Raw genomic sequence first — 16,331 nt, forward strand, 5'->3', positions numbered from 1 at the left:
GCCGACTCCGGCACCAGGGGCGAGGCGCTCACCGGTCCGTCTCAGGCGGCGGGCGTGTACGTGCGCTTCCCCCGCCGGTAGGCGATCTCGCCGAGCACGATGTCACCGAGCATGAACGCCGCGAGCGGGATGCCGAGCAGCGGCACGAAGTAGCCGAGCAGGGCGATCGCCACCATCAACGGCACCACGACGTACGGCGGCACATGCTGCCAGGCACCGCGCGCGATGGGCCGGCCGAAGGCGGAGCCGCGCCCGCGCTGCCACCACATGCGGTACCCCCACACGATGAGGAGCACCACCGCGAGGGCGAGCGCGGCGAGCGCGATCTGGTTGACGATGCCGAACAGGTTGCCGGTGTGCAGGTCGATGCCCCAGCGGGACAGCTTGGCGAGCACCGGATAGTCGGCGAACCGCACCTCGTCCGTGACGTCGCCGCTCGCCGGGTCGACGGCGACGGCGTCCTGCTTCTCCGGCCAGCTTCGCTGGATCTGCTGGACGACGTACGCCGAGGAGGTGTCGGCGGGCGGGACGATCTCCACGGGGTTCGAGAGGCCTGCGGCGCGGGCCGACTTCAGCACGGCGTTCAGGCCCACGCCGTCGCCACCTGCGCCGCCCGCGGGGCCGGATCCGCCCATGTCGTGCCCTGCGTGTTCGCCACCGGGGGCCGCGGCCGCGGAGACGGTCGGAGTCGTCTGGCCGAGCGCGGCACGCAGGTCGGTGATGTTCGCCCCCGCGTACGTCGACCAGGTCAGGCCCGTCGCGGACAGGAAGATGAGTCCGAGCGCCGCCCAGACACCCACCGATCCGTGCAGCGACAGGGTCCGCCTGCGGCCGTTCGTGCCACGGATGGCGCGACGGGAGCGGCGCCGTCCGAACCAGAGGACGAGGCCGCCGCCCGCGATCACCCACATCCAGCTGGCGGCGAACTCGCTGTACAGACGGCCCACTTGACCGAGGTGAAGGTCGCGGTGAAGCTCGTCGATCCAGGTGCGCAGCGGCAGCGCGCCCGTGGATCCGTACTGTTCGAGGGCGCCGCGGACCTCCCCGGTGTACGGGTTCACGAACACCGCGAGCGTGTGGTCGGCGTCGACTCCCGCGACGCCGGAGAGCATGACCCGGGTCGTCGCCCCAGCCTCGGGTGACGGCCGTACAGCGCTGACTTCTCCTTCCGGGTGGGCCTTGCGGGCGGCGGCGACCTGCTCGGCGATCGACAGCTCGGACGTGCCCACGGGGACGTTCAGCTCATGGGCGTACACGATCTTCTCGGCCTGGAACGAGCCCGCGTAGAGCAGGCCCGTGACCGCGGCGACGAGCAGGAACGGGGCGACGAACACCCCGGCGTAGAAGTGCAGTCGCAGCACCAGGGGGCGCAGCGACGCCCAGGCCGATCCGGCGGTGGGCCGGCCCTGACGGCTCTCTTCCGCGGAGCGCGGTTCAGAGGCGTCTGCGACATCGGAGGCGTCGGAGGCGTCGGAGGCGTCGGAGTTTTCAGAGGTTTCGGAAGCAAGTGGCAAGGTGGTTCTCCAGTTTCGGGCAGCACGGAGTCCGGCGCGGCCCGTTCGGGGCGTGCGCACGGCCGATGCCCGAGGGTGCGGCGCAGCCTCGGGTGAACCTGCTGTCGTCAGGCGACAGCGTTCCCTGCGGGTGGGCCCCTGGAGGTGATCGTGTCCGCGAGGAGGAGGTCACGCGGCGTACGGTCGCGCCTCGCGCGGCGGACCTGGACGCGCGGCCGGTGCGGCGGAGTGGGAAGGCGGAACGGGGGCCGCAAGGGCGCGACGAGCCGGCCGACGACGGACCTCGCGATGCGGAACACGGCCTGCTCGCCGTACGCGAGCCAGAGTCCGCTCAGCACGGCGGCCAGCAGGTGGGCCGTGAGCATGCCTGCCGGTGACATACCGCTCATGTCGTGACCTGCCGCACCCATCGCATGCACGGCGCCCATGTCGCTCATGTCGCTCATGGAGCCGGTCGGCATGGGCCCCATGTGCATGTCGCCCATACCCGAAGGCTCCATCGGCGCACGGCACAACACATGGTCCAGCCACCGACCCGCGACGGAGCCGCCCGAAGCCGCCGGGTGCGCGAGGACCTGCGCCCACGAGAAGAAGAGGTGAAGTACCGCCTGCGCGGCCACGGCCAGACCCACGACCGGCAGGAGCTCACGCTCACGACCGGCGGACGCGCAAGCCGCCCCACCGATGGCCACGAGTCCGGCGGTCAACGCCCACCACGGCACCGTGTCACCGGACATGAGCGTGTGCGCGAGTGCCGTGAGCAGCACGCAGACGGCCGCGAACACCGCGGCCCGTCCAGCGCGAGCATTCCAGCCTGTAGTCATGGCCGGTCCATCTTGGCATCCGCCACCGCATGATCACCGGCTGGTTCACAACCCGGTGTGCGCACCGTAACGGCAGCGTAGGATCGCCAGGTCATCGCCGCGACGGGAGACAGGAAGCCGGTGCGAATCCGGCACGGTCCCGCCACTGTGACCGGGCAGCACGAGTCAGCGCTGCCCGGGAGTCAGGTCACTGACCCGTCGCGGGCTTGTTCCGAGGAGCGCGGACTCCGCAGGAGGCTTTACGTGTACGACGGTCCGAACCGTCCCCTTGCCATTCCCCTTCCCCTCCCCCGTGTGCGACGACGGCGCTTCGTCCTGCGTGTCACGGCCGTCGTCGCCGCACTGTCGGCGACGGTGGTCACCGTCGGATGCGGCCCGTCCGGGTCGGCATCCGAGCGCGCCGAGGGCCCGAACTCGTCGACCGCCAAGCGCTTTCCCGTCACCATCGACAACTGCGGCGTCAAGACGACGTACGACAAGCCGCCGTCGCGCGTGGTGACCATCCATCAGCACCCCGCCGAACTCATGCTCTCCCTCGGTCTGAAGGACCGCATGGTCGGCACGTCCTTCCCCGACTCCGCCGTCCTGCCGAGCCTGCGCAAGGACAACAGGTCGGTTCCGGAACTGTCCGCGAGGGCACCCTCGTTCGAGAAGGTCCTCGAAGCCGAACCCGACTTCGTCTACGGCGGCTACTCCAGCGCGTTCGACGAGAAGGAGGGCCGCTCGCGCAAGGCGTTCGCCGACGCGGGCATCGACACGTACCTCAACCGCGAGTACTGCGGCGAGAAGAACGTGACAATGCGGGACACCTACGCCGAGATACGCACCATCGGCAAGATCTTCGGGGTCTCCGACCGCGCCGACACCCTCGTCTCCGACCTCCGTCGTCGGGTCGCGAAGGCGAGCGCCGCCGTCAGGGGCGAGCCGGAGGTCCCCGTGTTCGTGTACGACAGCGGCGACAAGTCCGCCTTCACCGCCGGTGGTAAGGGCCTGGGCACGCAGCTGATCCATCAGGCGGGCGGCCGCAATGTCTTCGCCGATCTGGACGACGTGTTCGGCGATGTCTCCTGGGAGCAGGTCGTCGACCGCAAGCCCGAGGTCGTCGCGATCTACGACTACGCGGGCGACAAGAGCGTGGAGCAGAAGAAGCGGTACCTGCTCTCGCAGCCCGCGCTGGCGGACGTGCCCGCCATCAAGCACAAGCGGTTCGTCGTGCTGCCGTTGACGGCGACCCTGGTCGGTGTGCGGTCGGCGTACGCGGTGGAGGGTCTGGCGCGTGGCCTGCACCCGGAGAGCTTCAAGTGACGGCGTCCGTCGCGATCGACAAGCGACCGGACGGCGTGCGGCAACGGCACATGGGCCAGGGGGCACGGCTCACCGCCACCCTGGTCCTGCTCACTGCGCTGCTCGTCATCTCCCTCACGGCCGGACTCGCCATCGGCTCGGTGCATGTGCCGCCCGGCCAGGTGTGGGGCATCGTGACGCACGCGCTCGGCGCCGACTGGTGGGGTGACGCGGGCTGGTCGCGGGCGCGGGAGACGATCGTGCTCGACGTGCGGGCGCCGCGTGTCCTGCTCGGCGCCATGACCGGGGCCGGACTCGCGGTCGTCGGCACCGCGCTGCAGGCGTTGGTTCGCAATCCGCTCGCCGAGCCGTACCTCCTTGGTGTCTCCTCCGGCGCTTCACTCGGCGCGGTCGCGGTCCTCGTGTTCGGGGTCGGTGTGTTCGGGGCGATGTCGCTGTCGGCGGCCGCGTTCGCGGGCGCGCTCGGCGCGCTCGTCCTCGTCTACGCCACCGCACGCACCGGCGGACGCATCACGTCCAGCCGCCTGATCCTGTCCGGTGTGGCGGTCGCATCGATCCTCAGCGCGCTGCTCAACCTGCTGCTGCTCACCACGGACCGCGGCAACGAGGCACGTACGGTCCTCGCCTGGACGCTGGGCGGTCTGGGCGGGGTGTCCTGGAACTCGCTGTGGCTGCCGGGCCTGGCCCTGCTCCTCGGGGTCGGTGTCCTCATGGTGCAGGCGCCGAACCTGAACCTGCTGCTCGCGGGCGAGGAGGCCGCCACCACGATGGGCCTGGACGTGGCCCGCTTCCGCGCCCGCATGTTCGTGCTGGTCTCGCTCATCACCGGCGTGCTGGTCGCGGCGGCCGGGCCGATCGGCTTCGTCGGCCTGATGCTGCCGCACATCGTGCGCCTGCTCGTCGGCGGCGACCACCGGCGGGTGCTGCCGACGGCCGCCCTCGGCGGTGCGGTGTTCCTCGTGTGGGCGGACGTCGCGGCACGGACGGTCGCCGCGCCGATGGAGATCCCGGTCGGTGTGCTGACCGCGCTGTGCGGCGGCCCGTTCTTCCTGTGGCTGATGCGACGGGACGCGCGGCGCAGGAACGCGGGAGGTGCCGGATGACGGCGGCCGATCTCCACGTCGAAGGTGTCACGCTCACCGCGGGCGCGCGGCGGCTCGTCGACGACGTCTCGCTGACCGCCCGCGCCGGCGAGACCATCGGGCTCGTCGGCCCCAACGGCAGCGGCAAGTCCACGCTGCTGCGGGCCGTCTACCGCGTGCTGCGCCCGGACGCGGGGACGGTGCGCGTGGACGGCGCCGACGCGTGGTCGCTGCCGGTACGCCGGCTGGCCCGCACCGTCGCCGCCGTCGTGCAGGACGCGGGGGCCGACGTGGACCTGACGGTGGGCGAGGTCGTCGCGATGGGTCGTGCCCCGCACAAGCGCCTGCTGGCGGGCGACACGGCCGAGGACGCCGCCCTGATCGAAGCGGCGCTCACCTCCGTCGACGCCGCGGACCTCGTCCACCGCCCCTTCGACCACCTCTCCGGCGGCGAACGCCAACGCGTCCTCATCGCCCGCGCCCTGACCCAGCAGCCGTCCCTGCTCGTCCTGGACGAACCCACCAACCACCTCGACATCCGCCACCAGTTGGAGATCCTCTCGGCCCTTCGCCGCCTCCCCGCCACGGTCCTGGTCGCCCTCCACGACCTCAACCTGGCGGCCCACTACTGCGACCGCCTGTACGTGCTGCGGGAAGGACAGGTCGTCGCGTCGGGCCCACCAGGTGAGGTGCTCACCCCACAACTCCTCTCCGAGGTCTACGAGGTGACCGCCGAGGTCGCCGTCCATCCGCGAACGCGTCGGCCACAGGTGACGTATCTGACGAGCGACGAAGGGGGCCTTCGATAGGGCAGCCGGTGCGATGCGGGAATCCGGATGGCTGCCGGGAGCGTTCCGCCCATGGCCAGTGCTGGCCAGTCCTACGCCGCCGCTTCGTCCGGGAGACCTCTCTCATGTCAGATCTCATGTCAGAGCTCGTGTCAGAGCTCGTGTCAGAGTCAGAGATCGACGCCCTCGTGTTCGACGTGCTGGGCACGCTCGTCGACGAACCCGCCGGGATCCGCGCCGGTGTTCGTCAACTCGTCCCGGCACTCGACGACTTCGGAGTCGAGAAGCTCGTGGCGCTGTGGCAGCGGCACATCGAGCGCGAGCAGCAGCGCGTACTCTACGGCGACCGGCCCTACCTCGCGAGCGACGCCCTCGACCGGGAGGCCGCCCGGGTCGTCGCCGAGGCCGCCGGGGTCGAGGAGCCGGGCGCGGTGGCGGAGTTGGCTCTGGCGGGGCGCAGGCTCCCGCCGTGGCCGGACACGGTGGCGGGGCTCGCCCGGCTCGCCGAGCGGTTCCCGTTGATCGGGCTGTCCAACGCGAGCCGGACGGCGCTCCTCGGCCTCAACGCCCACGCCGGGCTGCGCTGGCACCAGGCGCTGTCCGCCGAGGACGCCCGGTCCTACAAGCCGGACCCGGCGGTCTACCAACTGGCCGTCGCCGTCTCCGGGCGACCGCCGGAGCGGCTGCTGATGGTCGCCGCCCATGCCTGGGACCTGCGCGCGGCACAGGCCCTCGGCCTGCGTACCGCCTACGTCGCCCGTCCTGTCGGTGACCCGCCCGCTTCCTCGGACCGGTTCGACCTGTACGCCGACGATCTGGCCGGGCTCGCCGCCCAGCTCGGGGCGTGAGCGGCGGCCCCACTTCAGGTGCGCGGCAGGAAGTCGGCGATCTCCGCCGCCACGGTGTCCGGGACGAGTGACGGCGCGAAGTGCATCTGGCCGGGGAGCGTCGTGTACGTGACGTGGGGCAGCGCGGCCGCGAGCCGGTCGAGGGTCGCCGGCATCGGCTGCCAGGTGTCGGCGCCCCGCATCAGCAGGGTCGGGACGGTGACGTCGGACCAGCGCTCCACGTCCGCCGAGTCGGCGATCAGCGATTCGAGGTCGCGGCACCAGCCGGGCGTCTCATCGGGTTCGGCGGCTGGTTCGGTGGCTGGTTCGGAGGCTGGTCCGGTGCCTGGTTCGCTGTCGTCGGGGTCGCCCGAACCCATCATGTCCAGGAGCGCGGCCGGGACCCGGGCCACCTTCTCCGCCAGCAGCCGGTCGGCGCGCCGCTGGTCACCCTGCGCGGTCAATTCCTGGAACTCGGCCAGTACGGGGCCCAGTTCGGCGCCCGCCGCGTACAGCGGCGGCTCCCACAGCACCAGCGAGCGGACCGGCAGACCGGCCGTCGCCGCGTGCAGGGCGACATTGGCGCCGTAGGACATGCCGACCAGGTGCACGGGACGGCCGATCTTCGTGATCAGCGCCCCGAGGTCCGCCACTTCGTCCGCGAACCGCTTGGGTGAGCGGCCCGGTCCGCTCGGGGCGTAGCCGCGGCGGGCGGGCGTCCAGACCTCGTAGCGGTCAGCGAGGCGTTCGGCCACCGGCTGCCAGGAGTGCAGCCCGCCGCCGGAGCCGTGGACCATGACGACCGGTGGACCGGAGCCGAACTGCCGGTAGGCGATGGCCGTCCCGTCGATGGACTCAAGTGATGCGACCGGCCCGAAGAGGGACTCGGGTGACTCGAACTCGCTCGGCATGCCAGGACCCTCGCACGCCGCGTCAGCCCCTGGCCAACCAATTTCGCCGCCCGCACCGAGCCGCGCAAGCACGGCGCGACGACACGGTCCCGCGCCTTACTCCCCCACCGCGCCCGTGGGTGACACTGAACCGACCATACGGAGTGGAGAGGTTGGATCATGACGCACGCGGTTGTCGCAGGGCTTGAGGGAATTCGGGACGACCTGGCCGATCTCTACCGGGACCTGCACGAGCACCCGGAGCTGTCACTGCAGGAGAAGCGGTCGGCCGATGTGCTCGCGCGGCGGCTGCGGGCCGCAGGCGTCGACGAGGTAGTCGAACACGTCGGGACGACCGGCGTGGTCGGGGTGGTGCGCAACGGCGACGGCCCCGTGGTCATGCTGCGCGCCGACTTCGACGCGCTGCCGGTGGAGGAGAAGACCGGGCTGCCCTACGCCAGCGTCGCCCGCGCGGTGGACCGCGAGGGCAAGGACGTGCCGGTGATGCACGCGTGCGGGCACGACATGCACGCGGCCTGTCTGATCGGGGCGGCGACCCTGCTGGCCGGGGCGCGCGAGCAGTGGCGTGGCACGCTGCTGCTGGTCTTCCAGCCCGCGGAGGAGCTGGGGTGCGGCGCCCGCGGCATGGTCGACGACGGGCTGTTCGAGCGCTTCCCCGCCCCGAAGGTCGTACTGGGCCAGCATGTGGGGCCGCTGCCCGCCGGGTTCATCGGTCACGGCAGCGGGCCGGTGATGGCCGCGTCGGACTCCCTCGATGTCACCCTGCACGGTCGCGGCGGGCACGGCTCCCGCCCGGAGGCCGCCATCGACCCGGTCCTGATGGCCGCTCACGTGGTGACCCGGCTGCAAGGTGTCGTCGCCCGCGAGGTGCCCCCGGCCGAGACGGCGGTCGTCACGGTGGGCCGTCTGCAGGCCGGCACCAAGGACAACATCATTCCCGACGCGGCTGAACTGGGCATCAACATCCGCTCCACCACGCAGTCCACTCGCGATCTCTTGCGCTCGGCGACCGAGCGCGTGGTCCGCGCCGAGGCGGTGGCGGGCGGTGCCACGCGCGATCCCGACCTCGCGTGGACCGGGAGCGTGCCCGCCCTCGTCAGCGACCCGGAAGCCACCGCCACCACGCTGGCGGCGTTCGTCGGGCACTTCGGCGAGCAGCGCATCATGCCCATGCCGCCGGTCAGCGCCAGCGAGGACGTGGGGGTGTTCGGCGAGTCGATCGGCGTGCCGACCGTCTTCTGGTTCTGGGGCGGCCTCGACACCGCGACGGTCGTCGCCGCGCTGCAGGCCGGCAAGCTCGACGACCTGCCGGCCAACCACTCCCCCCACTTCGCGCCGTTGATCGAGCCGACCCTGAGCACGGGCGTGGAGGCGCTCACCGTCGCCGCGCTGACCTGGCTGGACACGCCGTGACACGGAGCAAGGGGCCTGAGCGGCCTTAGTAGTAGCCCTTCGCCCCGTCGATCAGCTCCCGCACGATGTCCGCATGGCCCGCGTGTCGGCCGGTCTCCTCGATGAGGTGGATGAGCATCCAGCGGAGGTCGATCTTGCCGTCGCCGTACTTGGGGTGGCGGCCGAGGTCGTCGAGGGAGGCCGTGGCCACGATCTCGTTGCTGCGGGTGCACTGGGACTCGTAGTCGACCAGGAGTTGTTCGAGGGGGACGCCGTCGGTGCGCCAGTCGGCGTCCTCGTCCGACTCGCCGAAGGACGGGTTCACCGTCTCGTCGCCGCCGAGGAACAGCACTTCCAGCCAGGTGTGTTCGACCCAGCGCATATGGCCGATGAGGCCGGCCATCGTCATCGCAGGGGAGGTCGGGACGACGCTGCGGCGGGCGTCCTCCTCGCTGAGTCCTTCGCACTTCCATCGCAGGATCCGCCGCTGGAGGTCCAGCCATCCGATGAGCGCCGTGCGCTCGTCGGCCTGGAACGGAGGGCGTTCGAGTGAAGGGGCCATGCCCATGGACGCTAGCGTGCCCGATTCCCGGATGTCTTGAGGTTTTCGGCGAGAGCCGGCAAGCAGCACGTGCATGTAACGCCCAACGACCCCTCGGCGCTGTCACCAAAAGGGGGCTCCCCGGCAGTCGGCGGCCGAGGAGCCCCTTTCGCGCATCCCCGCGGAGCGGTGGTGTGTCCACTGCCGCAGCCGTTCCGCCGGCCTCGGCAGCACCACGAACGCCTCGGCCTGCAGGCACGCCCAGCCGATGCGGGGCAGGTCGCGGGCGGTCGGGTAGACGACGAAGCGGGGCTGCCACTGCGGGCGGAACTTGGCGTTGAAGCGGTACAGCGACTCGATCTGGAACCAGCGCGACAGGAAGACCAGCAGCCCCCGCCACCCCTTGAGCACCGGCCCCGCGCCGATCCGCTCGCCGCGCGCCAACGCCGCCCGGAACACCGCGAAGTTGAGCGAGACACGGGCGATGCCGAGGCCGGGGGCGGCGCGCAGCGCGGCGATGATGAGGAGTTCGTTGAGGCCGGGTTCGGCCGTGCGGTCGCGGCGCATCAGGTCGAGGGAGAGGCCGTCCTCGCCCCAGGGCACGAAGTGCAGCAGCGCGCGGACGTGCTGGGTGCCGTCGGCGTCCTGCTGGTGGGCGGTGACGACGACGCAGTCGCTGTCGGCCGGGTCGCCGAACCGGCCGAGTGCCATGGAGAATCCGCGTTCGGTGGCGCTCCCCCGCCAGGCCGCCGCGGCCTCCCGCAACTGCTGCTTCTCCTCGTCGGCCAGCTCGCGCACGCGGCGCACCCGGCATGAATAGCCGCCGCGCTCGATGCGGTTGACCATCTGGCGTACGTTGCGCATGGCGCGGCCCGCGAGGCTGAAGCCGGCGCAGTCGACGATCGCCTCGTCACCCAACTCCAGGGCCTTCAGGCCGCCTTCACGCATCCAGATCTGGGCGCCCAGTTCGCTGCAGCCCATGACGGCCGGTGTCCAGGCGTGCCGCGCGCACCGGTCGAGGAATTCCTTGATGGCTCCCGGCCAGGCCTCCGGATCGCCGAGGGGATCGCCGCCGACGACCGCGACACCGGAGACGACGCGGTAGGCGACGGCCGCCTTCCCGGTGGCCGAGAACTGGACGGCCTTGTCGCCGCGGAGCGCGAAGTAGCCGAGCGAGTCCCGCCGCCCCTCCCGCGCCAGGAGGGCGCGCACCCGCGCGTCGCCGTCGCCCGGTGCGAGCCGGACGGGGCGCAGGGCCAGGTAGACCGTCGTCGAGGCGGTGAGCAGCCCGAGGGCGAGCAGGGACACGCTGACGGCGTCGCCGATCCGGTCGCTGTCGTACGTCAACGGGCCCGCCATACCCACCAGTCCGTACGCGACCTGCTTGATCCGGTCGACGAAGGAGATGCCCTGCCCGGCCTCGTGGTCGGCGCGCACACCCACGATGAGCAGTCCGAGGCCGACGCTGATGGTGCCGAGCAGCAGCAGGTTCCCCAGGGCTCGGGCCCGGCCGCGCGGGTCGCTCAGAGCCCGGAACTCGCCGCGCAGCAGCACGAGTCCGCCGCACAGCAGCGCCGAGACGGTGGCCGCGACGAACGCGTGGTGGCGCAGCCCCTGCACCAGCGCGCTCACGGCGAGCAGCGCGACGGCCGCCTCCCACGCACGCCGTTTTCCGCGCCTCAGCCCGCGCGCGAGCAGGACGAGGAGGACGCCGGAGACCAGGGCCGCGGCGCGCGCCACGTCCTCGGTGAGGCCGGGAACGTAGGGCGCGAGGCGTTCGATGCGGCTGGCGCGCATGTGCGGGGAGACGGCCGTCGCGATGTCGACGAGCCCGATGAGCAGGCAGGTGTGACCGGCGATGGCGGCGGTGCGTGGCTTCACGGCCGCTGAGCGTAGGCCTGCTGGTCACCAGCGGAGTAAGGGCGGGTGAGGAGGAGGGTAAGAATGCGCGGCGCCGCCAACCCGGCTCGCGGTCACGGTCTCTTTCCCGGTGGAGGCTGCCGCGGGGGCGGCGGTTGCGTGCGCCCTCGTCGAGAGGTGCGGGAGGCGCGAGAGGTGGAGGAAGCATGGGCCTGACGAGCCGGGCGCTGGAGTACACGACGGCACTGCTGACGCTCATGTGCGTGGTGCTCACGGTGCGGTTCTGGCCGCGGCTGGCGCGGCGCGGCCCGGTGGCCGTGCTCGGCCGGCTCGGGGTCATCACGGTGACTCAACTGGCGCTGCTCGCCACGTGCGCGGTCCTGGTGAACGCGCGCTTCGACTTCTACGGCTCCTGGGACGAGCTGCTCGGCCACCCACCCACCACACCCGGGCATGTCGAGGAATCGGGCGGCGGGGGCCGTGTGTACGCGTCCCACGGCGGTCTCGTACAGGCCGCCGGGCTGCAGGGCCTGGATCAGGTGCGGGGGCTGCCCGCGGGGCCGCCCGGGAAGGTGGGGCGTGTCGAGTCGGTGCGCATCCTCGGGCGGCGCAGCCATGCCGTCAACCCGGCATTCGTGTACCTGCCGCCGCAGTACTTCCAGCACCAGTACCACCGGCAGCGCTTCCCGGTGATCGTGGCGATCAGCGGCTATCCGGGCGGCATCATGAACCTCGCCCGGTTTCTTCGTGTCCCGCAGACCGCGGGCCGGTTGGAGGCCTCGGGCCGTATGCAGCCGACCGTGGTGGTGATGGTGCGTCCCACGATCGCGCCGCCGCGCGACACCGAGTGCGTGGACGTGCCGGGCGGCCCGCGGGCGGAGACGTTCTTCACCGAGGACCTGCCCGAGGCGCTCGAGTCGGCCTACCGGGTGGGGCACGATCCGAGTGCGTGGGGCGCGCTCGGCTACTCCTCCGGTGGCTCCTGCGCCCTCCAACTCGCCCTGCGCGACCCGAAGGTGTACACGTCCGCGGCCGCGCTGTCCGCCGACTACCGGGTGAGCGAGGACCTGACCACGGGCAACCTCTTCGGATCCGGGGCGCGCGGGGCGCGCCGGCAGCGGGGCCACGACCTGGTGTGGCGGCTGCGGCATCTGCCGGTGCCGCGGGTGTCGGTCCTGGTGGCGAGCTCGCGCCACGGCGAGCCCGACTACGGGCCGACGATGCGGTTCCTCGGGGCCGTCGGGCCGCCGATGACATCGGCGCGCGTCATCCTGCCGCGCGGCAGCCACCACTTCACGACGTGGCGGCGGGAGATCGGCCCGGCGATGGAGTGGATGGGCAGGCAGCTGACGTTCCCCCAGGACACGACGCGGCACACGACGCCGGGATCGACGCCGCACGGCTCCGCACAGGCGGCCGGACGGGGGCGATGACACCGGCACGGGTGCGGGGCGGGGGTGGACCGCCACCGACAGGTCGGCCCACCCCCGCCCCGCGGTTGCTCGCGTCCACCGGCACGCGGGGGAGGGCGGGCTCAATGGGGCGAGCAGCTGAGGGAAGTCGCTAAGGGGAAGTTGCTAGGGCAGCCGGGGTCGCGCCGCCCCCTGGGTGCCGGCGCGACGGCGTCCGCCGTGGGGTGTGCCGTCCGCGTCGGACGACACACCGCGTGCGGAACGGGCCTTCCTGCGTGCCCAGTTGGCCGTGCGCGCCGTGAACCGTTGCCAGGCGCGAGCGTGCCGGGAGGCCCGTAGGTCCGCGAAGAGGGTGTCGTAGCGTGCCACGACCGGCTCGGGGTCGTAGCGGTGTGCGGACTCCAGGGCGGCGGCGCTCATCTCCTTGCGGCCCGCCTCGTCCCCGATCAGATCGAGCATCGCCGCGGCGAGCGCACGCGCGTCGCCGACCGGGACGAGGCGCCCGTCGACACCGTCCGTGATGATCTCGCCGGGGCCCAGCGGCGCGTCCGTACTGACCACGGGGACGCCGCAGCGCATCGCCTCGACCAGCGTCATCCCGAAGGACTCCGCGTCCGAAGCGCTGACCACCAGGGAGGCACGGGCGAACTCCGGCTCTATCGGCGCGACCGCGCCCATCAATCGGGCCCGGCCGCGCAGCCCGAGGGCGGCGACCAGCTCGAGCAGCCGCTGGTCCTCTCCCCCGGCACCGTAGATCCGCAGCTCCCAGCCCGGTGCCCGCGCCGATACCTCGGCGAATGCCTCCAGGAGCAGGTCGAAGCGCTTGCCGGGGGTGAGGCGGCCCGCCGCCGCGATGACCTTCGACGTGCCGTCCGAGGCCGGGACGGGCACCGACGGCACGATGTTCGGCACGCACCGGACGCCGACGCCGGGCAGCGGCATCCGCTCCCGGTACACCCGCGCGTCCGCCTCCGTCATCGTCACCACCGCGTCGAGCGAGCGGTAGTGGCGGCGCAGCACGGCCCGCAGCTTCTTGCTGTGCGCGTCGTGGCGCAGGTGCTCCTGCGCGATCCGCAGCGCACGCTTCGGTCCCCACAGGGCGAGGTACACGTTGAGGCCGGGCCGGGTGCCGATGACGACATCCGCGTCGCAGTGCTCCTCCAGGTACTCCCGGACGCGCTGGTCGTGCAGGAGCGTGTACTGCTTGTGGCGCTTCTCCGCGGCCGGGAAGTCCCGCGCCGGGCTGCCGAACGCGGCCAGACGGGTGTCCTCGCTGTCCGCCCGCGTGTCCACCATCGGTACGAGGGTGATCCGGGGGTCGACGGCGAAGCGGGGGTTCGCCCGGTGCCGGGACATCGAGACGATCTCCACCTCGTGGCCGCCGTGCTCGACGAGCGCGGCGGCGAGGTTGAGCGTGGTGCGCACCGTTCCGCCTATGGCGTACGCGTTGTGCAGCAGGAACGCGATCTTCATGTGCAAATGCCTTCCTCGGCGGGCGCACGATGCGGGCCCGTACCGTCCCCGATATCCCTCGATATCGGTGACAGCGTGCGTGCCGTGGGTAAGGGAGCCGCCCCTCACCGGTGAGAGGCGGGTAAGAAGCCCTCCGGTCGGCGGCCGAGCGGTCGATCCGGGCAGGCCACGGGGGCAGACTGGGGCATGTGTCGCAACGAGCCGTTTCACCAGCCGCCCCGTCGTCCGCGGCGCCCGCGCCCGCGGTGCTGCTCGCCGAGGACGACCGGGCGATCCGGCACGCCCTGGAGCGCGCCCTGACCCTGGAGGGCTACACCGTCACCGCCGTGGCCGACGGCGTCGAGGCCCTGGCCGCCGCGCACCGCGCCCGCCCCGACATCCTCGTCCTGGACGTGATGATGCCCGGCATCGACGGCCTCCAGGTCTGCCGCGTCCTGCGCGCCGAGGGCGACCGCACCCCCATCCTCATGCTCACCGCCCTCGTCGAGACCCCCGACCGGATCGCGGGACTCGACGCCGGGGCCGACGACTACGTCGCCAAACCCTTCGACGTGGAAGAGGTCTTCGCCCGCCTGCGCGCCCTCCTGCGCCGCACCGCCCCCGCCCCCGACGAACCGGCCGACCACCGGATCACCGCCGCCGACCTGCGCATCGACCCCGCCGCCCGTCGTGCCTGGCGCGGCAGCCGCGAACTCGAACTCACCCGCACCGAGTTCGACCTCCTCGAACTCCTCGCCCGCAACAGCGGCATCGTCCTCGACCACACCACCATCTACGACCGCATCTGGGGCTACGACTTCGGACCCGGCTCCAAGAACCTCGCCGTCTACGTCGGCTATCTGCGCCGCAAGGTCGACGAGCCCGAGGGCCCGCCCCTCATCCACACCGTCCGGGGCGTCGGATACGTCCTGCGGGAGGCATGAGATGCGGGACCGCGAGGCCGCCGGGAGCGGCGGGGAGACGTCCGCGCCCGACGGCCGGCGTCCCCGGCGGTGGCGGACCCGCAGCCTGCGCACGACCCTCGCCATAGCGTTCGCCCTCGTCGCGGCCGGTGTCACCGCGCTGGTCGGCGTCCTGTCCTACGACTCCGCCGCCCGGCTCGTCCGCGTCGACCAGGAGGCCGTGTTCGACGAGGTCGTGCACGACCTGCGCTCCCAGGTGCGCCAGCAGGCGCTCAGTCCCGATGACTTCACCTCCGCCGACCCTGACCACGACGGCCCGCGCGACGACCTGACCCGCCCGGTCGGCACCGACGTCCAGGTCCTCGGCCCCGGCGGCACGATGATCGACAAGGGCAGCCCGCCGCTCCCGGTCGACGCCGACGCCCGCCGGATCGCCGACGCGGACACCGCCGGCACCCACGCCGAGGACGACGACGTGCCGGTCGGCGACGACGAGTACCGGATGGCCACCGTCGCGCTCGGCGACGGGCGCGGCGCGGTCCAGGTGGCGCAGGAGTTCAGTGACACCGAGGACCTGCTGCGGGAGCTGCAGAAGCGCACGCTGCTGGTCGCGGCCGCGGTCGTCCTCGCGGCCGGCCTGTTCGGCTGGTGGCTGGCGCGCCGCATCACCTCACGCCTCGTCCGCCTCGCCGAGACCGCCGAACGCGTGGCGTCGACCGGGCGGCTCGATGTCGCGGTCCCGGTCACCGACCGCGACGAAGTGGGCAGCATGGGCCGCTCCTTCGACCGGATGCTGGGCCGGCTCGCCCGTTCCAAGGAGGACCAGCGCCGCCTGGCCCAGGACGCGGGCCACGAACTACGCACACCGCTCACCTCGCTGCGCACGAACATCTCCCTGCTGCGCCGCATCGACGAGCTCCCGCCGGCGTCCCGCGCCGAGCTGGTGGCCGACCTCACCGACGAGTCCCGCGAACTGACCGATCTGGTCAACGAGTTGGTGAACCTCGCGGCGGGCCACCAGGACGACGAGGCGCCCGTCGAGGTGTCGCTCGCCGAGGTCGCCGAGGATGTCGCCGTCCTGGCCCGCCGCCGCACCGGCCGCACCGTCACGGTCCGCGCCGATCCGGACACCACCATCACGGGCCGCCCCACCCAGCTTCAGCGCGCCCTGACCAACCTGGTGGAGAACGCCGCCAAGTTCGACACCGACGGCACCGCCCCGATCGAGATCACCGTCACCCGCATCCCGGGCGCCGGGGTCCGCGTGGAGGTCCTCGACCGGGGCCCCGGCCTCGAAGAGGTCGACACGGAGCGCATCTTCGACCGCTTCTACCGGGCCCCGGCCGCCCGCAGCAGCCCCGGCTCGGGCCTCGGTCTCTCCATCGTGCGGGAGGTGGCGGCGGCCCACGGCGGCGTGCCGTTCGCGGCGCGGCGGGACGGCGGCGGAGCGGTGATCGGCTTCACGGCCCGCGAGGCGGTCTCCGACTGAGCCGTGACGGG

Annotated in this window: 14 protein-coding genes and 1 riboswitch; of the genes, 8 read left to right on the forward strand and 6 right to left on the reverse strand. The window is 72.4% G+C overall.

Annotated elements, in window-relative coordinates; translation table 11 throughout:
* Positions 1-41: 41 nt before the first annotated feature.
* Positions 42-1,514, reverse strand: a complete 1,473-nt coding sequence (locus OKJ99_RS12355; RefSeq protein ID WP_326016079.1) for a PepSY-associated TM helix domain-containing protein — start codon at positions 1,512-1,514, stop codon at positions 42-44.
* Between the two features lie 107 nt (positions 1,515-1,621).
* Positions 1,622-2,338, reverse strand: coding sequence for a hypothetical protein (locus tag OKJ99_RS12360; protein ID WP_326016080.1), 717 nt, complete (start codon positions 2,336-2,338; stop codon positions 1,622-1,624).
* 73 nt (positions 2,339-2,411) lie between these two features.
* A riboswitch (cobalamin riboswitch) is annotated at positions 2,412-2,551 on the forward strand.
* 30 nt (positions 2,552-2,581) lie between these two features.
* On the opposite strand from OKJ99_RS12360, the gene OKJ99_RS12365 reads away from it, so the two are divergent.
* From OKJ99_RS12365 to OKJ99_RS12380, 4 genes are all read left to right on the forward strand, one after another.
* A complete protein-coding gene (locus tag OKJ99_RS12365; RefSeq protein ID WP_407700678.1) occupies positions 2,582-3,643 on the forward strand; it encodes an ABC transporter substrate-binding protein in 1,062 nt (353 codons plus the stop codon).
* Between the two features lie 50 nt (positions 3,644-3,693).
* On the forward strand, positions 3,694-4,746 hold the full coding sequence (locus tag OKJ99_RS12370) for a FecCD family ABC transporter permease (RefSeq protein ID WP_326016240.1): 1,053 nt from the start codon (positions 3,694-3,696) through the stop codon (positions 4,744-4,746).
* Positions 4,743-5,534 (forward strand): ABC transporter ATP-binding protein, encoded by a 792-nt coding sequence (locus OKJ99_RS12375; protein ID WP_326016082.1) that lies wholly within the window; start codon positions 4,743-4,745, stop codon positions 5,532-5,534. The genes OKJ99_RS12370 and OKJ99_RS12375 overlap by 4 nt, the downstream gene beginning before the upstream one ends.
* 140 nt (positions 5,535-5,674) lie before the next feature.
* Positions 5,675-6,361 (forward strand): haloacid dehalogenase type II, encoded by a 687-nt coding sequence (locus OKJ99_RS12380; RefSeq protein ID WP_326016083.1) that lies wholly within the window; start codon positions 5,675-5,677, stop codon positions 6,359-6,361.
* Between the two features lie 14 nt (positions 6,362-6,375).
* Here OKJ99_RS12380 and OKJ99_RS12385 read toward each other — a convergent pair whose 3' ends face one another.
* Positions 6,376-7,251 (reverse strand): alpha/beta fold hydrolase, encoded by an 876-nt coding sequence (locus OKJ99_RS12385; RefSeq protein ID WP_326016084.1) that lies wholly within the window; start codon positions 7,249-7,251, stop codon positions 6,376-6,378.
* A gap of 159 nt (positions 7,252-7,410) precedes the next feature.
* On the opposite strand from OKJ99_RS12385, the gene OKJ99_RS12390 reads away from it, so the two are divergent.
* Entirely contained in the window at positions 7,411-8,664 is a 1,254-nt protein-coding gene (locus tag OKJ99_RS12390; RefSeq protein WP_326016085.1) for an amidohydrolase, read from the forward strand.
* Between the two features lie 25 nt (positions 8,665-8,689).
* On the opposite strand, the gene OKJ99_RS12395 is transcribed toward OKJ99_RS12390, so the two are convergent.
* Both OKJ99_RS12395 and OKJ99_RS12400 read right to left on the reverse strand, forming a co-directional pair.
* On the reverse strand, positions 8,690-9,205 hold the full coding sequence (locus tag OKJ99_RS12395; protein ID WP_326016086.1) for a DinB family protein: 516 nt from the start codon (positions 9,203-9,205) through the stop codon (positions 8,690-8,692).
* 102 nt (positions 9,206-9,307) lie between these two features.
* Positions 9,308-11,065, reverse strand: a complete 1,758-nt coding sequence (locus tag OKJ99_RS12400; RefSeq protein ID WP_326016087.1) for a phosphatidylglycerol lysyltransferase domain-containing protein — start codon at positions 11,063-11,065, stop codon at positions 9,308-9,310.
* Positions 11,066-11,250: 185 nt separating this feature from the next.
* Between OKJ99_RS12400 and OKJ99_RS12405 the strand changes: the two genes are divergently transcribed.
* On the forward strand, positions 11,251-12,477 hold the full coding sequence (locus OKJ99_RS12405; protein ID WP_326016088.1) for an alpha/beta hydrolase: 1,227 nt from the start codon (positions 11,251-11,253) through the stop codon (positions 12,475-12,477).
* 144 nt (positions 12,478-12,621) lie between these two features.
* On the opposite strand, the gene OKJ99_RS12410 is transcribed toward OKJ99_RS12405, so the two are convergent.
* A complete protein-coding gene (locus tag OKJ99_RS12410; RefSeq protein WP_326016089.1) occupies positions 12,622-13,929 on the reverse strand; it encodes a glycosyltransferase family 4 protein in 1,308 nt (435 codons plus the stop codon).
* Positions 13,930-14,174: 245 nt separating this feature from the next.
* On the opposite strand from OKJ99_RS12410, the gene OKJ99_RS12415 reads away from it, so the two are divergent.
* Together OKJ99_RS12415 and OKJ99_RS12420 are read left to right on the forward strand one after the other, a co-directional pair.
* Positions 14,175-14,852, forward strand: coding sequence for a response regulator transcription factor (locus OKJ99_RS12415; protein ID WP_326016241.1), 678 nt, complete (start codon positions 14,175-14,177; stop codon positions 14,850-14,852).
* 1 nt (position 14,853) lies between these two features.
* Positions 14,854-16,320, forward strand: a complete 1,467-nt coding sequence (locus OKJ99_RS12420) for a sensor histidine kinase (protein WP_326016090.1) — start codon at positions 14,854-14,856, stop codon at positions 16,318-16,320.
* Positions 16,321-16,331: the final 11 nt, after the last annotated feature.

Source organism: Streptomyces endophyticus, assembly GCF_035798155.1.
In the GTDB taxonomy this organism is placed as follows: domain Bacteria; phylum Actinomycetota; class Actinomycetes; order Streptomycetales; family Streptomycetaceae; genus Streptomyces; species Streptomyces endophyticus.